A 14,848-nucleotide genomic window follows, 5' to 3' on the forward strand; every position below is an offset into this window, starting at 1 on the left:
CGCCGGACGATCCGGGGAGGGTCAGCTTCGGACGCCGTCGAATGCGGCGGCGGTCCTGGCCTGGGCGGTGACAGCTGTCCTGGCCGGGGCGGTGACGGCAGCCTTCGGCGCGTCCGCGACGGCGGACGTGAGCGCGAGGAAGGCGAACCGGGTCATGAGAAAAGAATCGCGGGCGGACGGCGCCGCGTCGACCGATTTATCGGGCACGCGGCGAGCGATGGGCGGCGGCGGGCAGCCGGCCGGCTCCCTCCCCGTAGACCGTTGTTACACCGCTATTGCACCGCTATTACGCCACTCCGACGCCGAGTCGGTTACGCTCCCCTGATGCTCGATTCCGCTACCCCGCCCGACGCCCTCGCCGTGCGCTGTACGCGGCTCCTCCTGTCACCCTGGTCGCGGCTGGCGCTGCTGGTCGCGCTGCTCGCGTGCGCCGCGACCGCCATGTTCGTATGGGAACCGCAGCGCCTGCTCGCCCATGGGTGGCCGCCGCACCTCTCGGGCGGCGGCGCCGTCGTGCTCTTCACGGTCGCGTACGGACTGTGTACCACCGCGTTCGTCCCGCGTCCCGTGCTGAACGCCGCGGCGGGCGCCCTCTTCGGAGCCCAGATCGGGACGCCGGCCGCGCTGTTGGGAACAGTGCTCGGCTCCGCGCTCGCCTTCGGGCTCGGCCGGCTGCTGGGCCAGGACGCCCTGCGGCCGCTGCTCCGTACCCGCTGGCTTTCCGCGGCCGACCGGCAGTTGAGCCGGCACGGCTTCCGCTCGATGCTGGCCATCCGGCTCTTCCCCGGTCTGCCCTTCGCGGCCACCAACTACTGTGCCGCGGTGTCCCGTATGCGGTGGCCGGCGTTCCTCCTCGCGACCGCGCTCGGCAGCATCCCGAACACCGCCGCGTACGTCGTGGCCGGCGCCCGCGCGTCCACGCCCACCTCGCCGGCATTTCTGATCTCGATGGGTTTCATCGCCGTCACGGGCCTCGCGGCGGTCGCCGTCGCATGGTGGAAACGCGGTGCGTTGCGCGGCAGTTCGGATTCCTGACCTGAACGCGTGGGATTCCTGAACACGCCGGATTGCTGAGCGCGGCGCATTCCTGCGCGCAATCGCATATGCGTTTGCCGCTGCATGTGCATCTGCACACGCATACGAGGATTTCCTTTACCGTCCCCGCCGCTCCCGACCCACCCCCGGATGGAGTTCGGTAATGGGACTGAGGGATATCGGGCAACAAGACAAGAAGAGCGACCGCGTACTGCGGGGGCCAGGCAGCACCAGTCGCGCATTCCCTTCACCATCGACTTCACCGCCGACGACGGACATTCCCCGATCGGTACTGAGCAGTAGAACTCGACCTCAATCAATTCCGGTCAACTGCCCACCCGGTACGAGCCATTCCTTTTATCGTCCGCGCGGCGTCGCCGACGCGTCCTCAGACACAGCGCAGTGGAACGCGTGCGCCGGCGAGGTGCGCCGCTGTGCCGCCTCCCGCCGGAGCGGTCGTACGTGACGCCCAACTGACCGCGATCTCCGCCCAGCACCGCTTGCCCGTCGGCGTGCGCTCGGCGCCGTGGTCGACGGATAACGCCGCGACGAGGAACAACCCTCGCCCGCCCTCGTCGTCCATGTCCGCGAGGCACGCGCTCGGAAGCTCGGTACTGGAGTCGGAAACCTCGATCAGCAGGGCCGCGCCGTTCAGTCGCACGCTGACAGCGACGGCACCGCCGCCCGCGTGCTGGACCGCGTTGGTGATCAATTCGCTGGTTACCAGTTCGACGTTATCGAGTGACTGGGCGTCGAATTGCACGCTCCAGCCCCGTAAGTCGCTCACTACCCGGCGCCGCGCTGCTGCTGCGGCGGCGGGCGTACCAGGCACGGAGAAGGTGAGCCCGTGCGCTTGCATGAGTGGCCTCCTGACTGAGTGGGCAACTCAGGCAAGCAGCGATACGGCCGCGATGGCCAGATCGAACGCGGCGGCTGCATGACTCATGCAGGGACTGCATCACTCTCGATTATGGTTTCATTACGCTCGGTTCAACAGTCAGGATCGGCGACGGCAAAGGGGCCGTGGCACACATGGTCGACGCACAAAGTGAAGCGAAGAGGCTGGGCGAAGTGATCCGCCGGGCGCGAGTGCTGAAGAAGCGCTCGCAAGCGGATGTCGCCAAAGCCCTTGGCTATCACCAGTCGAAGGTGAGCCGCCTCGAAGGCGGCCGGGGTACCGAAGACACCCGCCTGTTGCGTGAAGTCGCGCAGGTACTCGGTATTCCGTTGGACAGTCTCGGCCTTGCTGCCTCCCCGGATGTAAGCACCGCCGACCCTGAGGCAGAGGACATGTACCGCCGCACCTTCCTCGCCGCGAGCATCACCGCGCTCGCGACATCGGACGTACCAGCACCCGTCGCCCATGACGACCTGGTCCGTTCGCTTCTTCCCGGACCGGGCAAGGCAGCCGCCCGGCCGGCACTGAAATTTGCCGAGCTGCGCGAGCGGGTGGCAGCCGTTCGCCGGCTGTTCTACCACTGCAGCTACAAGGAACTGGAGGGCGCGCTCCCCGGTGTGATCGCCGATCTCCGGGCCGCCACCGGCAGCAATTCGGCCGAGCTTTCGCAGCTTTCCGGCCTGCTTGCCACCGCGTACCAGACCGCGGCCGGCCTGCTTCTCAAGCAGAGCGACCACGGGAACGCCTGGCTCGCGGTCGGCCGCGCGATGGCGGAGGCGGAGCGCTCGGAGGACCCGGTGGTCCTCGCGTCCAGCGTCCGCGTCCACGCGCACGTCCTGGTGCGCGAGAAGCACGCCGCGCAGGCCGTGGCGATCGTCCGGCACACCGCCGACCAGCTCTCGGGCTCCTACGACCGCCGTTCGCCGCGCTATCTGGCCGCGTTCGGGCTGATGCTGCTGCGCGGTGTCACCGCAGCCAGCAGCAGCGGGGACCGGGCCGCGACGCGCGAAATGCTCGACGAGGCACGGGAGGTCGCGCGGTACGTCTCCCACGACCGGCCGGACGCCTGGGCCAACTTCAGCCCCACCAACGTGGAGCTGCATACCGTCAGCGCGTCCGTCTCGCTCGGTGACGCGGGGCAGGCGCTGGAGGCCGCGCGTCCCCTCATGCGCCGGCACATCCCCGTACCGGAGCGCCGCGCCGGCCTGTGGGTGGACGTGGCCCGTGCGTACAGCCAGCAGGGCAAGCTCGCCGACGCCTTCCAGGCACTGCGCATCGCGGAGCGCTGCGCGTCCCAGGACATCCGCCGGCCCGCGGTACGCGAGATGGTCGCCGACATGGCCGCCCGCGACCGCCACCGCGCCCTCCCGGAACTGCACCTCTTCAGCCGCCGCCTGGGAGCCCCGGCGTGAACGGTCCGGCCGTTCCCGATGGGATCGCGGATCCGGATGTGCCTGACGGGGACGCCGATCGGGACGTGCCCGACGGGAACCGGGATCCGGACGTGCCCGACAGGGGCATGGACGTGGACCTGGACATGACGGGCAGTCGGCGGCAGAGGCCGTTCCTGTACGTCGTGCTCTGCGCGGCAGGCATCGCCGACGACGTCGACAAGCTGATCGCCTCCGCGCAGCAACGCACCTGGCACGTCGGCGTCATCGCCACGCCGCGCGGCCTGGAGTGCATCGACGCCACCGCGATCGAGGCCCAGACCGGCTATCCCGTGCAGTCGGCCTGGCGCGCGCCGGGAGAGCCGCGCCCGCTGCCGCCCGCTGACGCGATCGCGGTCGCCCCGGCAACGTTCAACACGATCAACAAGTGGGCCCAGGGCATCGCCGACACCCTCGCGCTCGGCATCCTGTGCGAGGCGCACGGCTTCGGCATCCCCGTTGCCGCGCTGCCCTACCTGAACGCCGCGCAGGCCGCGCACCCCGCGTACGCACAGAGCCTGGCCCGGCTGCGCCGCATGGGCGTCCTGCTCGGCGACTACGCCCCGCACCCGCCCCGGACGGGCGGCGGCCGCATCCGCTTCCGCTGGGAACAGGCACTCGACCTGCTGGCCCCGGCGCTGAAGCGAGCCTAGGCACTCGGCCAGGCGCAGCTACAGCTACGGCCAGAGATGGGCGGAAGATATCCCGGACCGTGCATGCACCGGTCCGGGATACGCCCGTCACGAATATTGGGCCCTGGGGCTGGGCCGGGGTCCGCCCCTCACCAGTCCGGGCAGGGGCAAAACCGGGCCAGAACAGGGCCGAACGCCTGCCGGTCACTTCGGGACGCTACGCTGCCCTACGACCGGCGCAAGATCGCGTCGCAGCCCGCCCACGAGTCACCCATTCACCAGCTGTGCCATCAGTGATCCGCACGTGCGTCTGCACGCGTACGCGCCCAGCGTCCGTGTCGTACGCCTCACGCCCTGCGCGTTACCTCTCAGGGTCGCTTGATGCGTCATCAGCCCCGCCCGAGGACGACGACACGACGCTGACCCGATCCACTCTCCGAACCGGCACGCACAGCGGCCGCACGCATGACGGCCGCCACCCCGAACTCCCTGCCGACCTGCACATTTGTTGGTAACGGCAATATCACCTTCCGGATGGCGTACTACCCATGTCTTGGTTTGAATCATTCATCCTTGGGCTTGTCCAGGGCCTGACCGAATTCCTTCCGATCTCTTCCAGCGCGCATCTGCGCCTGACCGCGGCCTTCGCCGGCTGGCACGACCCCGGCGCCGCGTTCACCGCGATCACCCAGATCGGTACCGAGACGGCCGTACTGATCTACTTCCGCAAGGACATCGTCCGGATCATCTCCGCCTGGGCCCGCTCGCTGGGGAACAAGGCGATGCGGCAGGACCACGACGCCCAGATGGGCTGGCTGGTCATCATCGGCTCCATCCCGATCGGCGTCCTCGGCATCACCCTCAAGGACGCGATCGAGGGCCCGTTCCGGGACCTCCGCCTGATCGCGACCACGCTCATCGTGCTGGGCGTCGTCCTCGGCATCGCCGACCGCCTGGCGGCACGCGACGAGACCGGCGGCCGCCACCGTGCCGCCAAGCAGCGCAAGACGCTCACCGACCTCGGCGTCAAGGACGGTCTGCTCTTCGGCGTCTGCCAGGCGATGGCCCTGGTCCCGGGCGTCTCGCGCTCGGGCGCCACGATCAGCGGCGGTCTGCTCATGGGGTACACCCGGGAGGCCGCCGCACGGTACTCCTTCCTGCTGGCCATCCCCGCCGTACTGGCCTCCGGCGTCTACGAACTGAAGGACGCCGGCAAGGGCCACGTGTCCTGGCCCCCCACCATCTTCGCCACGATCATCGCCTTCGTCGTCGGTTACGCGGTCATCGCATGGTTCATGAAGTTCATCACCACCAAGAGCTTCATGCCGTTCGTCATCTACCGCGTCCTCCTGGGCATCGCCCTCTTCGCCCTGATCGGCGCGGGCGTCCTGAGCCCCCACGCAGGAGAGTCGGCCGGCTGACCCCGCCCCCGCCTGCGCCGCCCGTCCCCCTACGCCCCGCCCGGCTCCGCCCGAGGCGGGGCGTAATCGTCCCGGGGCGGCCGGCAGACGGACAGGATCAGGTCCATGAAGCGTTACCTGATGACAGCGTTCGGCGCCCGGCTGGCCGAGGAGGGCATGGCCGTCGCGCTGGTACTCCTCGCGATGCAGCGCACCGGGAGCGCGGCCCACGGGGCGTTACTCCTCACCATGTGGATGGCACCGCACGCCGTCGCCGCACCGCTGACCGGGGCCGTTGCGGCAAGGATGCGGCGGCCGCGTCTCTTCTACTGCAGCGCACTGACCGGCTTCGCCCTGGCGATCGGCGGACTCGCGCTGACGGTCGGCCGGGCACCCACCGGCCTGACGCTGGCGATCGCCCTGCTGGGCGGAAGCTGCGGTCCGGTCGTCTCCGGTGGCCTGTCGAGCCTCGTAGCCGTACTGGCTCCGGACGACACCGGCCGTGCACGTGCGTATGCACTGGACGCCGCGGTGTACAACGCGGCCTCGGTGACCGGACCCGCCGTCGTCAGCCTGCTGGCGGGTATCTCCTCCCCCGCCACCTCCACACTCGCCCTCGCCGTCATCGCGGCCGGCTCCGCCACCCTGACCACCGTCCTCCCCCTGCACCGCACACCGGAGCCACACACCACCGACTCCCTCCCTCCGCTGAAGAGCGTCGCGAACGGAGGGGCAGCGATGTGGCGCGTCCCCGAGCTGCGCGCCATCACCGTCGCCACGTCGCTCGCCTTCGTCGGCGTGGGCGGCCTGACCACGACGGCGGTACTCCTCGCCGAACGTCACGGTCAGCCGGAGGCCGGCGGCGTGCTGATGACCGTCTTCGCGGTCGGCGCGCTCGCGGGCTCGCTGCTCCTCGCCCGCCGCAAGCCGGCCTTCCCGCCACAGCGTCTCGTCACCTACAGCCTCGCTGGCACCGGACTGACGCTGATCGCCGCCGCTGCGCTCCCTTCCTTCACCGCGAGTGCTCTGCTGTTCGCGGCAGCGGGGCTGTTCGACGGGCCTCTGCTCAGCGCCACGCTACGTATTCGCGCCGACCATGCGCCGCCGTCCGTCCGCACCCAGGTCTTCACCCTGGGGGCCGGGCTGAAGATCTCCGCGGCGGCCTGCGGCGCGGCGCTGACCGGCGCGGCGACCGCGCTGCCGGCTCCGGTCCTCCTGCTGATCATCGCTGCCCTCCAACTCTGCGCTGCCGCGGCCTACATCGTCATGCGAGCGCGGGCCCGCGTGACCCCGCGATCGATCGTTCCCGGTGGCCCCACTCCCCGCGCTGTCGGGGGGTGGGGCCGGTCCGAGTAGCGCCAGCAGCTCGGATAGGAACGTTGCTCACGCTAGCGGGGGCCACTGACAATCGCGGGCGCGCCGCCGGCCGGCGAACCGTTTCCGGCCGCCCCGGTCACCGCGTTCGCCCAGCAATTCCAAGGTCCCGGCCGTCGGCAATTCGCCCGCAGGAGTGAACTCGCCACGGCCGGCCACTCCTTGACGCACCCGTCCCCGCTCCGGAAACGTACCTGTCAAATGCTTGTCGAGTGACTACCCAAGGAGCCCCGTGGGCGAGCACAAGGACCGCATGCTGGCCGGTGACTGGTACATCGCCGATGACCCGGAGCTCCTCGCGGACACCGAACGCCGCATCGAACTCTGCGCGGCCTTCAACGCGGCCGCCGGACACACGCCCGGCACGTACGACCCGGCCCGTCGCGACGCGGTCCTCGCAGAGCTGCTCGGTTCGGTGGGTACGGACGTACGGATCCGCCCGCCCTTCCACTGCGACTTCGGATATCTCATCAGCATCGGCTCCGGCACGTTCGTGAACTTCGGGGCGGTCTTCCTCGATGCCGCGCCCATCACCATCGGTGCCCATGTCCAGATCGGCCCCAACGTGCAGTTGCTGACCCCGACCCACGAGCTCGACACCGAGCGACGCCGGGCCGGCTGGGAGAAGGCCCTGCCGGTGACGATCGGCGACAACGTCTGGCTCGGGGGCGGGGTGATCGTCTGTCCGGGCGTGACCATCGGTGAGAACACCGTGGTGGGCGCCGGCGCGGTGGTCACCAAGGACCTGCCGCCGGGCGTTCTCGCCGTCGGCAACCCCGCCCGTGTGCTGCGCAAACTGGACGAGCCGACGAACTGACGGCCAGCCCCGCGGCCCGGCAGTCCGGCGGTCCGGCAGCCCGTCCCGGACATAACTCGCGGTCGGTTGTCAGTGCCTCCCCCTAATATGTGTTCCATGTCCGCAACTCATCTCCTTCCGGGCCAAGTCCGCCGCTCTGCCGCCGAAGTGAACGACTCCATACGGCGGTTCGTCCGGGCGCGGCGTGGTTGCGCCTGGACGGCCGAGGACCGCGAGGAGTACGCATGCCTTCTCGCGGCATGGACCTCGGCGATGCGGGACGAGATCGTCACGGCGGCCTGAGACGGGGCGAGCCGGCGACGGGGCGAGCCGGCGACGCACGGTACGACGGACGCAGGAGGACGGTCACAGGAAGACTGACGGACGCAGGACGACGAAACCGCACGTCGCGCGCCCGACCCGGCGACGAGGGAGACTGGCCTCATGTGCCGCAGTATCAAGACGCTCCGTCCACCGACCACTCCTGACGTGACAGAGGAGGACATCCGCGCGGCGGCCTTGCAGTACGTACGCAAGGTCTCCGGATTCCGCGCGCCTGCCGCGCACAACCGCGAGGTGTTCGACCAGGCCGTGGACGCCGTCACCGCCGCGACCCATGACCTCCTCGCGAACCTCCACGTACGCGGCAGCAGCCCGCCCCCGCCCTCACACCCGACGCCCTGAGCACTACTCCCCCTCACTCGCCACTCCAGGTCACCGCTCACCACTCCAGATCCGCCTGCACCGGTAAGTGATCACTCGGATACTGTCCGTCCTTGGCGAAAATGTTGATCTCGGCACTCAGCGTCCGCACGGACGGGGAAGTGAGCAGCCAGTCCACGCGGTCGCCGTTCGGGACGAGCGGCCGGTAGCCGTGGAACGTGGCGTACTGCGCGCTGCGCTCCTCCGCCGCGTCCCAGGAGTCCACGAGCGATCCGGCACGCAGCATCGTCTCGTACACCGGATTCGCGTGCGCGGCGACGTTGAAGTCACCTGTCACGATCCGGGGCAGTCCCGCCTCCAGGCTGCGCAGCCGGTCGGTGATGAGGCCGGCGGAGCGCTCGCGCGAGCCCTGGTGGGCGTGATCGAGATGCGTATTGAGGGCGTAGAACTCCGCACCGGTCAGCAGGTCACGGAAGCGCACCCATGTCACCATGCGGATGACGCTGTTTCCCCAGGTCGCCGAGCCGATCACGTACGGCGTATCGGACAGCCAGAAGTGGTCGTACTCAACAGGCCGCAGTCGCCGCGTGTCATAAAAGATCGCCGCGAACTCGTCCCGGCTGCCGCCCGCGCGCCCGGTCCCCAGCCAGGAGTACCGCGCTCCCAGGTCCTCCGCGATCTCCTGCAACTGCCCGTACAGCCCCTCCTGCGTCCCCAGCAGGTGCGGCGCCTCCCGCCGCAGCAGCTCACGCATGACCGGGCGACGCTGTACCCAGGAGTTCGGCTGCTGCTCCGAGGCGTACCGCAGATTGAACGTCATCGCCCGCAGCCGCCGCCCGGCACCCCCTTCCGGCGCCGTCCGCCCCTCCGAAGCCGTCCGCCGTTCCCCGTCCGCCGCCTCAGCAACCCCGCCGGTCCCGCCAACCCCCACAACCGGCACCGCCGCCGCGACAGCCACCCCCGCCACCCGCAAGGCAAGCCGCCGCCCCACCCAGTCACTGCCGGCCGCGGCGACAGCCACACTTGCACGTGCCGATGCAGTTGCGGTCGCAGTTGCGGTCACATCTCCTCCAACCGACCGGTCCGAGCTTCCGCCCTTCTCCTCTCCCGCCCTTCCCCTCCAGAACACCGAAGAGTCTCAGCCCTCCCGGTTATATGAAAGTGGCCACCTCCCGGCGCCCCTCGGAATTCGCCATGACCGTCCGACCGGGCCCAGCACTCACCGAGAGCCCCGGCCCCCGGAGCCCATCAGTCACTGACGCGATGAGCTGCTGACGCAATGAGCTGTGACGCGACCCTCAGTCACCGCTGCCGCCCGACGGCCCCTCCCAGTCCGCGTATCGAATGCGGGAGATCTCCCGTACCTCCCCCACCGTCCCCCACTCGTCCCTGCCCAGCCGGGACAGCGGACGCAGCTTACGAATGTCCGGATGCCCGTCGACCATGACGTCCTCGGCGACCACGGCATGCACGACCTGGCCGAAGACGACCGTGGAGTCCCCGAAGCGCAACGTGCTGTGCAGCCGGCACTCCAGCGCCACCGGGGAAGCAGCCACCCGAGGCGGCTTCACGCACCGACTCGGCTCCGTCGCGATCCCCACCTCCTCGAACTCACTCACCCCGTGCGGGAAATCCGTCGCCGTCTCATTGATCTGCTCGAAGAGCCCCTCAGGCGCGAGGTTCACAACGAACTCCCCGCTGGCTTCCACATTGAGCAGCGAATCCTTCCGCCCCACGGAAGTGAACTGCACAATCGGCGGCGAGACGGAGGAGATGGTAAAGAACGAATGCGGGGCTAGGTTCGCCGAACCACCATATCGACCGACTGTAGAGACCCAGGCGATTGGCCGCGGCACCACCGTCGCGGTCAGGAGCCGGTAGAAGTCGTTGCGGGACACCTTCTGTGGATCGATCTCGATACGCATGATCGCCAGTATCCACAGAGGCAACCCGGCAGGCTAACCGCAGATCGACGGCATCACCCAACCCCCACTCTCGGCAGACAGTGCCTGGTATCGGACTCGTCCAGCACCACCAGGAGCCGACACCGTGCCAGCCGTCCAACCCCTCTGGGAGGACTTCGAGGTCCCCGCCCACGCCCGAGGCGGACAGGTAACCCTCAACCTCTACGACCACCTCGCCCGCTACGTCCCCAAGCGCCCCGGCGCGTACCTGCGCATCTCCTCCGACCGTTTCGGCCTGGAAGCCGGCGTCGACCGCCAGCTCGAAGACGCCGAGGACTCGCGCAAGCGCCTGCACTGGGGGCTGTTCGCCAAGGTCTACAGGGAGAACGACACCTCCGCCTTCAAGAAGCGCAAGGTCATTCGCCCCGACGGGACGATCGACTGGATCGTCCTGCGGCCGGAGTTCCGGCAACTCCTCGCCGATCTGGCAGCCGGCGTCATCGACGGGGTCATCTTCTACGACCTCGACCGCCTCGTACGCCAGCCCCGCGACCTCGAAGACTCATCGACATCGTCGAGTACGTCAAGCGGCCGGTCACCGGCGCTACCGGCGGCCGCATGAACCTGATCAACGACAGCGACCGCCACATGGCCCGGATGATGTGCGTGATGGCACTGAAGTCCTCCGAGGACACAGCCCGCCGCGTCGCACGCCAACACCTCTCCGCCGCCCAGAACGGCATCGCCCAAGGCCGGATCGCCTACGGCTGGGTCCGCAAGGGCGAGCACAAGGGCCAGCTCGTACCCGACGAAGCCGACCTCGTCGTCCGCATCTACCAGGACTTCATGTCCGGCGAGTCCGCCTACGCGATCGCCAAGCGGTTCAACGTCGAGGGAATCAAACCTCCCGAGGCACGCACCTGGTCGTCCAACATGATCAACAAGATGCTGCGCAATCCGCGGTACGCGGGGATGGTCGCCTATGGAGGCAGGCACCGCGTCGGAGGCACGCGAGTCGATGACGGCTGGTCACTCGTGCTCTTCGACGACGATGGGCGTCCCTACCTCGGCTCCTGGGAACCCATCATCACCCCAAAGCTCTGGTCCCAGGTCCAGTTCGAGCTGCAGCGGCGCCGCCAAGAAGCTGGCATCCACCTCGGCAAGGCCCGTCCCGCTCCTGTTCGCAAGTACTTCCTCTCCGGCATCCTCCGGTGCTCGAAATGCGACCGCGGGCTGGTAGGCCACGCCTACAAACAACGCAAGACAGGAAAGGTCGTCCGCGACTACATCTGCCCACCTACCGTCCAAGGAGGCTGTGGCGGCACAGCCATCGCTGCCAGCACTACAGACGCGGCGATCGAAGAAGCAATCAGCGCCTTCCTGCGCAAGCAGCTCCGCACGGCGGCAGACAACCAGGAGAGCGCCGCAGATGCCATTACGGCACTGCAGGCACGCGTGGACCAAGACCTGGCTCGGAAGAGTGATCTCATTCAACGCTGGTCCAGCGGAACCCTTCACGAGACGGGCCTATCCGAAGAGGACTACTTCGCGATGCTCTCCGGACTGAACTGAAAGGTATCCACGGCTCGCACGCAGATAGAAGAACTGGAAGGAAACCCGCCGCCCAACATCTCAATCGACCAACTGATTCAGAACTGGGAAGGAGGGACGCTGCATCAACGACGCGCAATACTCAAGCGTTATCTCCGCCGCATCGTGGTCCTTCCGGCTCCCCCACGCCGGGGTTTCAATCGGAGCGAGACCGTGAAGGAACGCCTCGCTCCATCATGGAAGACTCTCGAAGAGATCACCTACTAGGTGAGGGGCCCGCCGGACAGCCGGTGGACCCCTCACCTAATTACCCATATGCTCCAGCAGTTTTCGAACTCGCACCGCCTCAGTATCGATCAGGTCTGGGCACTCAGCCAGAAACCGATCGATCCAATCCTGGCTTGGGCCTCGCGGTGAAGGAGCCGGCACGCCATTCATCGCACGAACCGACTCACATCGATGAGAATCCTGGTGGGGCACTTCTCGCTTCACCTCGCCAAAGAGAATTAACCCGTAGTGCCGCTCTGGTCTTCACGCACCTACTGCAGGCAACATGAAGATGAACACTATTCTCCAGCAACGGCCGCACCAAATTCACTTAGACGTCATTTCGTTTGGAGTCGTCGATGGCAGACGAGGGCTGAAGCGATGGCGGTGAAGGCGAGGAAGTGCTGGGGCTTGCGTTCGTAGCGGCGGTGGAGACGTCGGCAGCCCAGCAGCCAGGACACCGTGCGCTCGACGACCCAACGGCGCCGGCCCAGCCGCCGCGAGGACTCGGTTCCTTTGCGGGCCAGCCCCCGCATTCACTCGCCCCCGCCCCGCCGACGCCTGACCGCCCCTGACCGATCCACCGGTCGCCCCCGGTACCCGGCCGGAGACAGTCCTCGCCGGCTGAATGAGCGTCCAGCAACAAGCTGGACGCTCTCCGACGTCAGCCCTTGACCGCTCCCGTCGTGAGTCCGCCCACGATCCAGCGCTGGAGGAACGCGTAGATCACGAGGATGGGGACCACCGCGATGAGGATGCCGGCGCTGAGGCCGGTGTAGTCCGTGGAAAAGGTGCCGCTGAAGTTCAGCATCCCCAGCGCCAGCGTGTTGTGCCCGGGCGAGCTGAGGATGATCAGGGCCATCAGCATCTCGTTCCGCGTGGCGACCATGTCCAGCACGGTGACGGTGACCAGGACCGGCAGCGACAGCGGGATGACGAACTGCAGGAAGATCCGCAGATCCCCGGCCCCGTCCATGCGCGCGGCCTCGAAGAGCTCGTCGGGCAGCCAGCGGAAGTACTGCTGCAGCACCAGGGTGGTGAAGGGGAGGCCGAAGGCCAGGTAGGGCGGCAGTAGTCCCCACAAGGAGTCGGTCAGGCCCAGGCTCCGCTCCATCATGAACAGCGGGACGATCGCGATGTAGATCGGCACCGTCTGCCCGGCGAAGACCAGGATCATGACCCCACGGCGGTACCGCAGCTCCAGCTTGGCCAGGGCATAGGCGAGGAGGGCCGAGATGAAGACCCCGATCGGGGTCTTCACCACCGTGATGAGCATGGTGTTGACATAGGTGGTGGAGAACCGTCCGGTCTCCCAGGCGGCCGGGAAGTTCCGCAGGGTCAGGTCGTGCGGCAGCGAGAGCGTTCCGTTCCCGGCGAAGTCGGCGGCGGTGCGCACCGCCGTGGACAACAGGATCAGCAGCGGGGAGAACCAGAGCACGGCCAGAACGGCCAGGACACCGGTGGCGGCCAGCATCCGGGCGGCCCGGGTACGGGCATGGGGGCGGGAGCGCCGTCGCAGAGCGGGGGCGCCGTCCTGAGCGCGGTCCGGGGTGGCGGTGAGGGTGGCTGCCATCGTTGTCAGTCCTTGGTCTGGGAGAGGACGTAGGGGATGCCGACGAGTACGGCGACCAGTGTGGTGACCACGGCGATGGCGGCTCCGTAACCGGCCTCGTAGTAGGCGAAGACATTGAAGAACATCCAGGTGCCGAGCATCTGCGTGGAGCGCCCGGGCCCGCCGTAGGTGAGGGCGTAGATCAGGTCGAAGACCTTGAACGACTCGATGAGCGATAGGGCGAGGATGACGTAGTTCGTGGGCCGCAGCGCGGGCAGAGTGACGAACCGGAACCTCTGCCAGGGCCCGGCGCCGTCGACCCTGGCGGACTCGTAGAGGTCCTCGGGGATGTTCTGCAGGGCGGCGAGGTAGAGCAGGAGCGGGAAGCCGGCCCGTACCCAGATCGCGGGGACCATCGCCGCCCACAGCGCGAACGCGTCGTCGCCGGTCCAGCTCTGGGCCAGCGATCCCAGGCCGACCGCGCGCAGCGCACCGTTGACCGCGCCCGCGCTGGGGTCGTACAGCCAGCCCCAGATGGTGGCGACGGTGACCAGCGGCAGCACGGCCGGGGCGTAGAAGACGGTGCGCAGCAGGGCGCGGCCGCGTACCAGGCAGCTGTTGAGGGCGAGTGCCAGGGCGAGGCCAAGCAGCATGGGCACGAGGATGGTGACGACGGCCCAGGCGACGTTGTTCTTGACGGCGAGGCCCAGGACGGGGTCGTCCGCCATCCTCCGGTAGTTGTCCAGGCCGGTGAAGTCCATGGTCGGCGTGATGCCGTTCCAGTCGGTGAGGCTGATGAGCACGGACCGGGCGGCCGGGTAGACCAGGAAGGCGAGGTAGACCACGAGGGCGGGGGCGGCGTAGAGCCAGGGCCGCCAGCCCTTGCGTCGGGCGCCGCGGGGGGAGCGTGCGAGGGCCGCGGTGGCCATCAGGCATCGCCTCTCTTCCAGCCGCTGACGGCCTTCTGCATCTGCTCGGCCGCGGTGGTCGCGGTGATGTTGCGCTGGGCGACGTCGGACTGAATCTGGTAGTAGGCCTCGGCGACGTCCTTGGGGAGCGCCTGGTCCTGGATGCTGTAGTGGGGGTACTGCCTCGACCAGCGGAGCCACTTGGCGGCCAGCGGCTGGGCCTCGGCGCCCGGCGGGTCGAGCTCCCGGGCCGGGGTGCGGAAGCCCGCGAAGGTGCGTTGGGCGCGCGGGGTGAGCAGGACGTCGAAGAGCCGCGTGGCCTGTTCCGGATGAGCGGCGCCCTTGGGGATGAACAGGCCCTCGGTCCAGCCGGAGGTGCGCACCACGCGGTGATCGGTGGGCAGGACGAAGGTGTCGAACTTCTCCTTGGGCATCCCC

At 68.5% G+C, this 14,848-nt stretch carries 17 protein-coding genes and 1 pseudogene; 10 read left to right on the forward strand and 8 right to left on the reverse strand.

What is annotated here, in order from left to right; all coding sequences use genetic code 11:
• Positions 1-21 precede the first annotated feature (21 nt).
• Positions 22-156 (reverse strand): hypothetical protein, encoded by a 135-nt coding sequence (locus IG84_RS42550; RefSeq protein ID WP_281179317.1) that lies wholly within the window; start codon positions 154-156, stop codon positions 22-24.
• Between the two features lie 168 nt (positions 157-324).
• Between IG84_RS42550 and IG84_RS0106025 the strand changes: the two genes are divergently transcribed.
• Positions 325-1,035, forward strand: coding sequence for a TVP38/TMEM64 family protein (locus IG84_RS0106025; RefSeq protein WP_031052129.1), 711 nt, complete (start codon positions 325-327; stop codon positions 1,033-1,035).
• 388 nt (positions 1,036-1,423) lie between these two features.
• On the opposite strand, the gene IG84_RS0106030 is transcribed toward IG84_RS0106025, so the two are convergent.
• The gene (locus IG84_RS0106030) at positions 1,424-1,894 is read right to left on the reverse strand and encodes an ATP-binding protein (protein ID WP_031052132.1); all 471 of its coding nucleotides are present in this window, start codon (positions 1,892-1,894) and stop codon (positions 1,424-1,426) included.
• Positions 1,895-2,067: 173 nt separating this feature from the next.
• Here IG84_RS0106030 and IG84_RS0106035 point away from each other — a divergent pair, with 173 nt between their 5' ends.
• From IG84_RS0106035 to IG84_RS0106060, 7 genes are all read left to right on the forward strand, one after another.
• On the forward strand, positions 2,068-3,345 hold the full coding sequence (locus IG84_RS0106035) for a helix-turn-helix domain-containing protein (protein ID WP_031052134.1): 1,278 nt from the start codon (positions 2,068-2,070) through the stop codon (positions 3,343-3,345).
• A gap of 125 nt (positions 3,346-3,470) precedes the next feature.
• Entirely contained in the window at positions 3,471-4,016 is a 546-nt protein-coding gene (locus IG84_RS0106040; protein WP_031052137.1) for a flavoprotein, read from the forward strand.
• Between the two features lie 527 nt (positions 4,017-4,543).
• Positions 4,544-5,416, forward strand: a complete 873-nt coding sequence (locus IG84_RS0106045) for an undecaprenyl-diphosphate phosphatase (protein ID WP_031052140.1) — start codon at positions 4,544-4,546, stop codon at positions 5,414-5,416.
• A 105-nt stretch (positions 5,417-5,521) separates the two neighbouring features.
• Positions 5,522-6,751, forward strand: a complete 1,230-nt coding sequence (locus IG84_RS0106050) for an MFS transporter (RefSeq protein ID WP_063761744.1) — start codon at positions 5,522-5,524, stop codon at positions 6,749-6,751.
• Positions 6,752-7,001: 250 nt separating this feature from the next.
• A complete protein-coding gene (locus IG84_RS0106055; protein WP_031052143.1) occupies positions 7,002-7,586 on the forward strand; it encodes a sugar O-acetyltransferase in 585 nt (194 codons plus the stop codon).
• 96 nt (positions 7,587-7,682) lie between these two features.
• Positions 7,683-7,868: a hypothetical protein gene (locus IG84_RS40450; RefSeq protein WP_107053814.1), complete on the forward strand. Its 186-nt coding sequence runs from the start codon at positions 7,683-7,685 to the stop codon at positions 7,866-7,868.
• A gap of 141 nt (positions 7,869-8,009) precedes the next feature.
• Positions 8,010-8,249, forward strand: coding sequence for a DUF2277 domain-containing protein (locus IG84_RS0106060; RefSeq protein ID WP_031052144.1), 240 nt, complete (start codon positions 8,010-8,012; stop codon positions 8,247-8,249).
• Positions 8,250-8,286: 37 nt separating this feature from the next.
• On the opposite strand, the gene IG84_RS0106065 is transcribed toward IG84_RS0106060, so the two are convergent.
• Entirely contained in the window at positions 8,287-9,219 is a 933-nt protein-coding gene (locus IG84_RS0106065; protein WP_031052149.1) for an endonuclease/exonuclease/phosphatase family protein, read from the reverse strand.
• A gap of 307 nt (positions 9,220-9,526) precedes the next feature.
• Positions 9,527-10,153, reverse strand: coding sequence for a flavin reductase family protein (locus IG84_RS0106070; protein ID WP_031052151.1), 627 nt, complete (start codon positions 10,151-10,153; stop codon positions 9,527-9,529).
• A 124-nt stretch (positions 10,154-10,277) separates the two neighbouring features.
• Between IG84_RS0106070 and IG84_RS0106075 the strand changes: the two genes are divergently transcribed.
• A complete protein-coding gene (locus IG84_RS0106075) occupies positions 10,278-10,754 on the forward strand; it encodes a recombinase family protein (RefSeq protein ID WP_031052154.1) in 477 nt (158 codons plus the stop codon).
• Complete coding sequence (locus IG84_RS0106080) at positions 10,751-11,704, forward strand: recombinase family protein (protein ID WP_031052156.1); 954 nt, start codon at positions 10,751-10,753, stop codon at positions 11,702-11,704. The genes IG84_RS0106075 and IG84_RS0106080 overlap by 4 nt, the downstream gene beginning before the upstream one ends.
• 584 nt (positions 11,705-12,288) lie before the next feature.
• Here the strand turns inward: IG84_RS0106080 and IG84_RS39580 are convergent.
• The 4 genes and pseudogenes from IG84_RS39580 to IG84_RS0106095 form a co-directional block, all read right to left on the reverse strand.
• Positions 12,289-12,477, reverse strand: a pseudogene (locus tag IG84_RS39580) (transposase); the annotation flags it as partial.
• Between the two features lie 137 nt (positions 12,478-12,614).
• Positions 12,615-13,523 carry a carbohydrate ABC transporter permease gene (locus tag IG84_RS0106085; RefSeq protein ID WP_051861434.1) on the reverse strand — a complete coding sequence of 303 codons (909 nt, stop codon included), beginning with the start codon at positions 13,521-13,523 and terminating at the stop codon, positions 12,615-12,617.
• 5 nt (positions 13,524-13,528) lie between these two features.
• Complete coding sequence (locus IG84_RS0106090) at positions 13,529-14,431, reverse strand: carbohydrate ABC transporter permease (RefSeq protein WP_037799417.1); 903 nt, start codon at positions 14,429-14,431, stop codon at positions 13,529-13,531.
• The gene (locus tag IG84_RS0106095) at positions 14,431-14,844 is read right to left on the reverse strand and encodes a type 2 periplasmic-binding domain-containing protein (RefSeq protein WP_031052162.1); all 414 of its coding nucleotides are present in this window, start codon (positions 14,842-14,844) and stop codon (positions 14,431-14,433) included. The genes IG84_RS0106090 and IG84_RS0106095 overlap by 1 nt, the downstream gene beginning before the upstream one ends.
• Positions 14,845-14,848: the final 4 nt, after the last annotated feature.

This window comes from Streptomyces ochraceiscleroticus (assembly GCF_000720485.1).
Lineage (GTDB): Bacteria > Actinomycetota > Actinomycetes > Streptomycetales > Streptomycetaceae > Streptomyces > Streptomyces ochraceiscleroticus.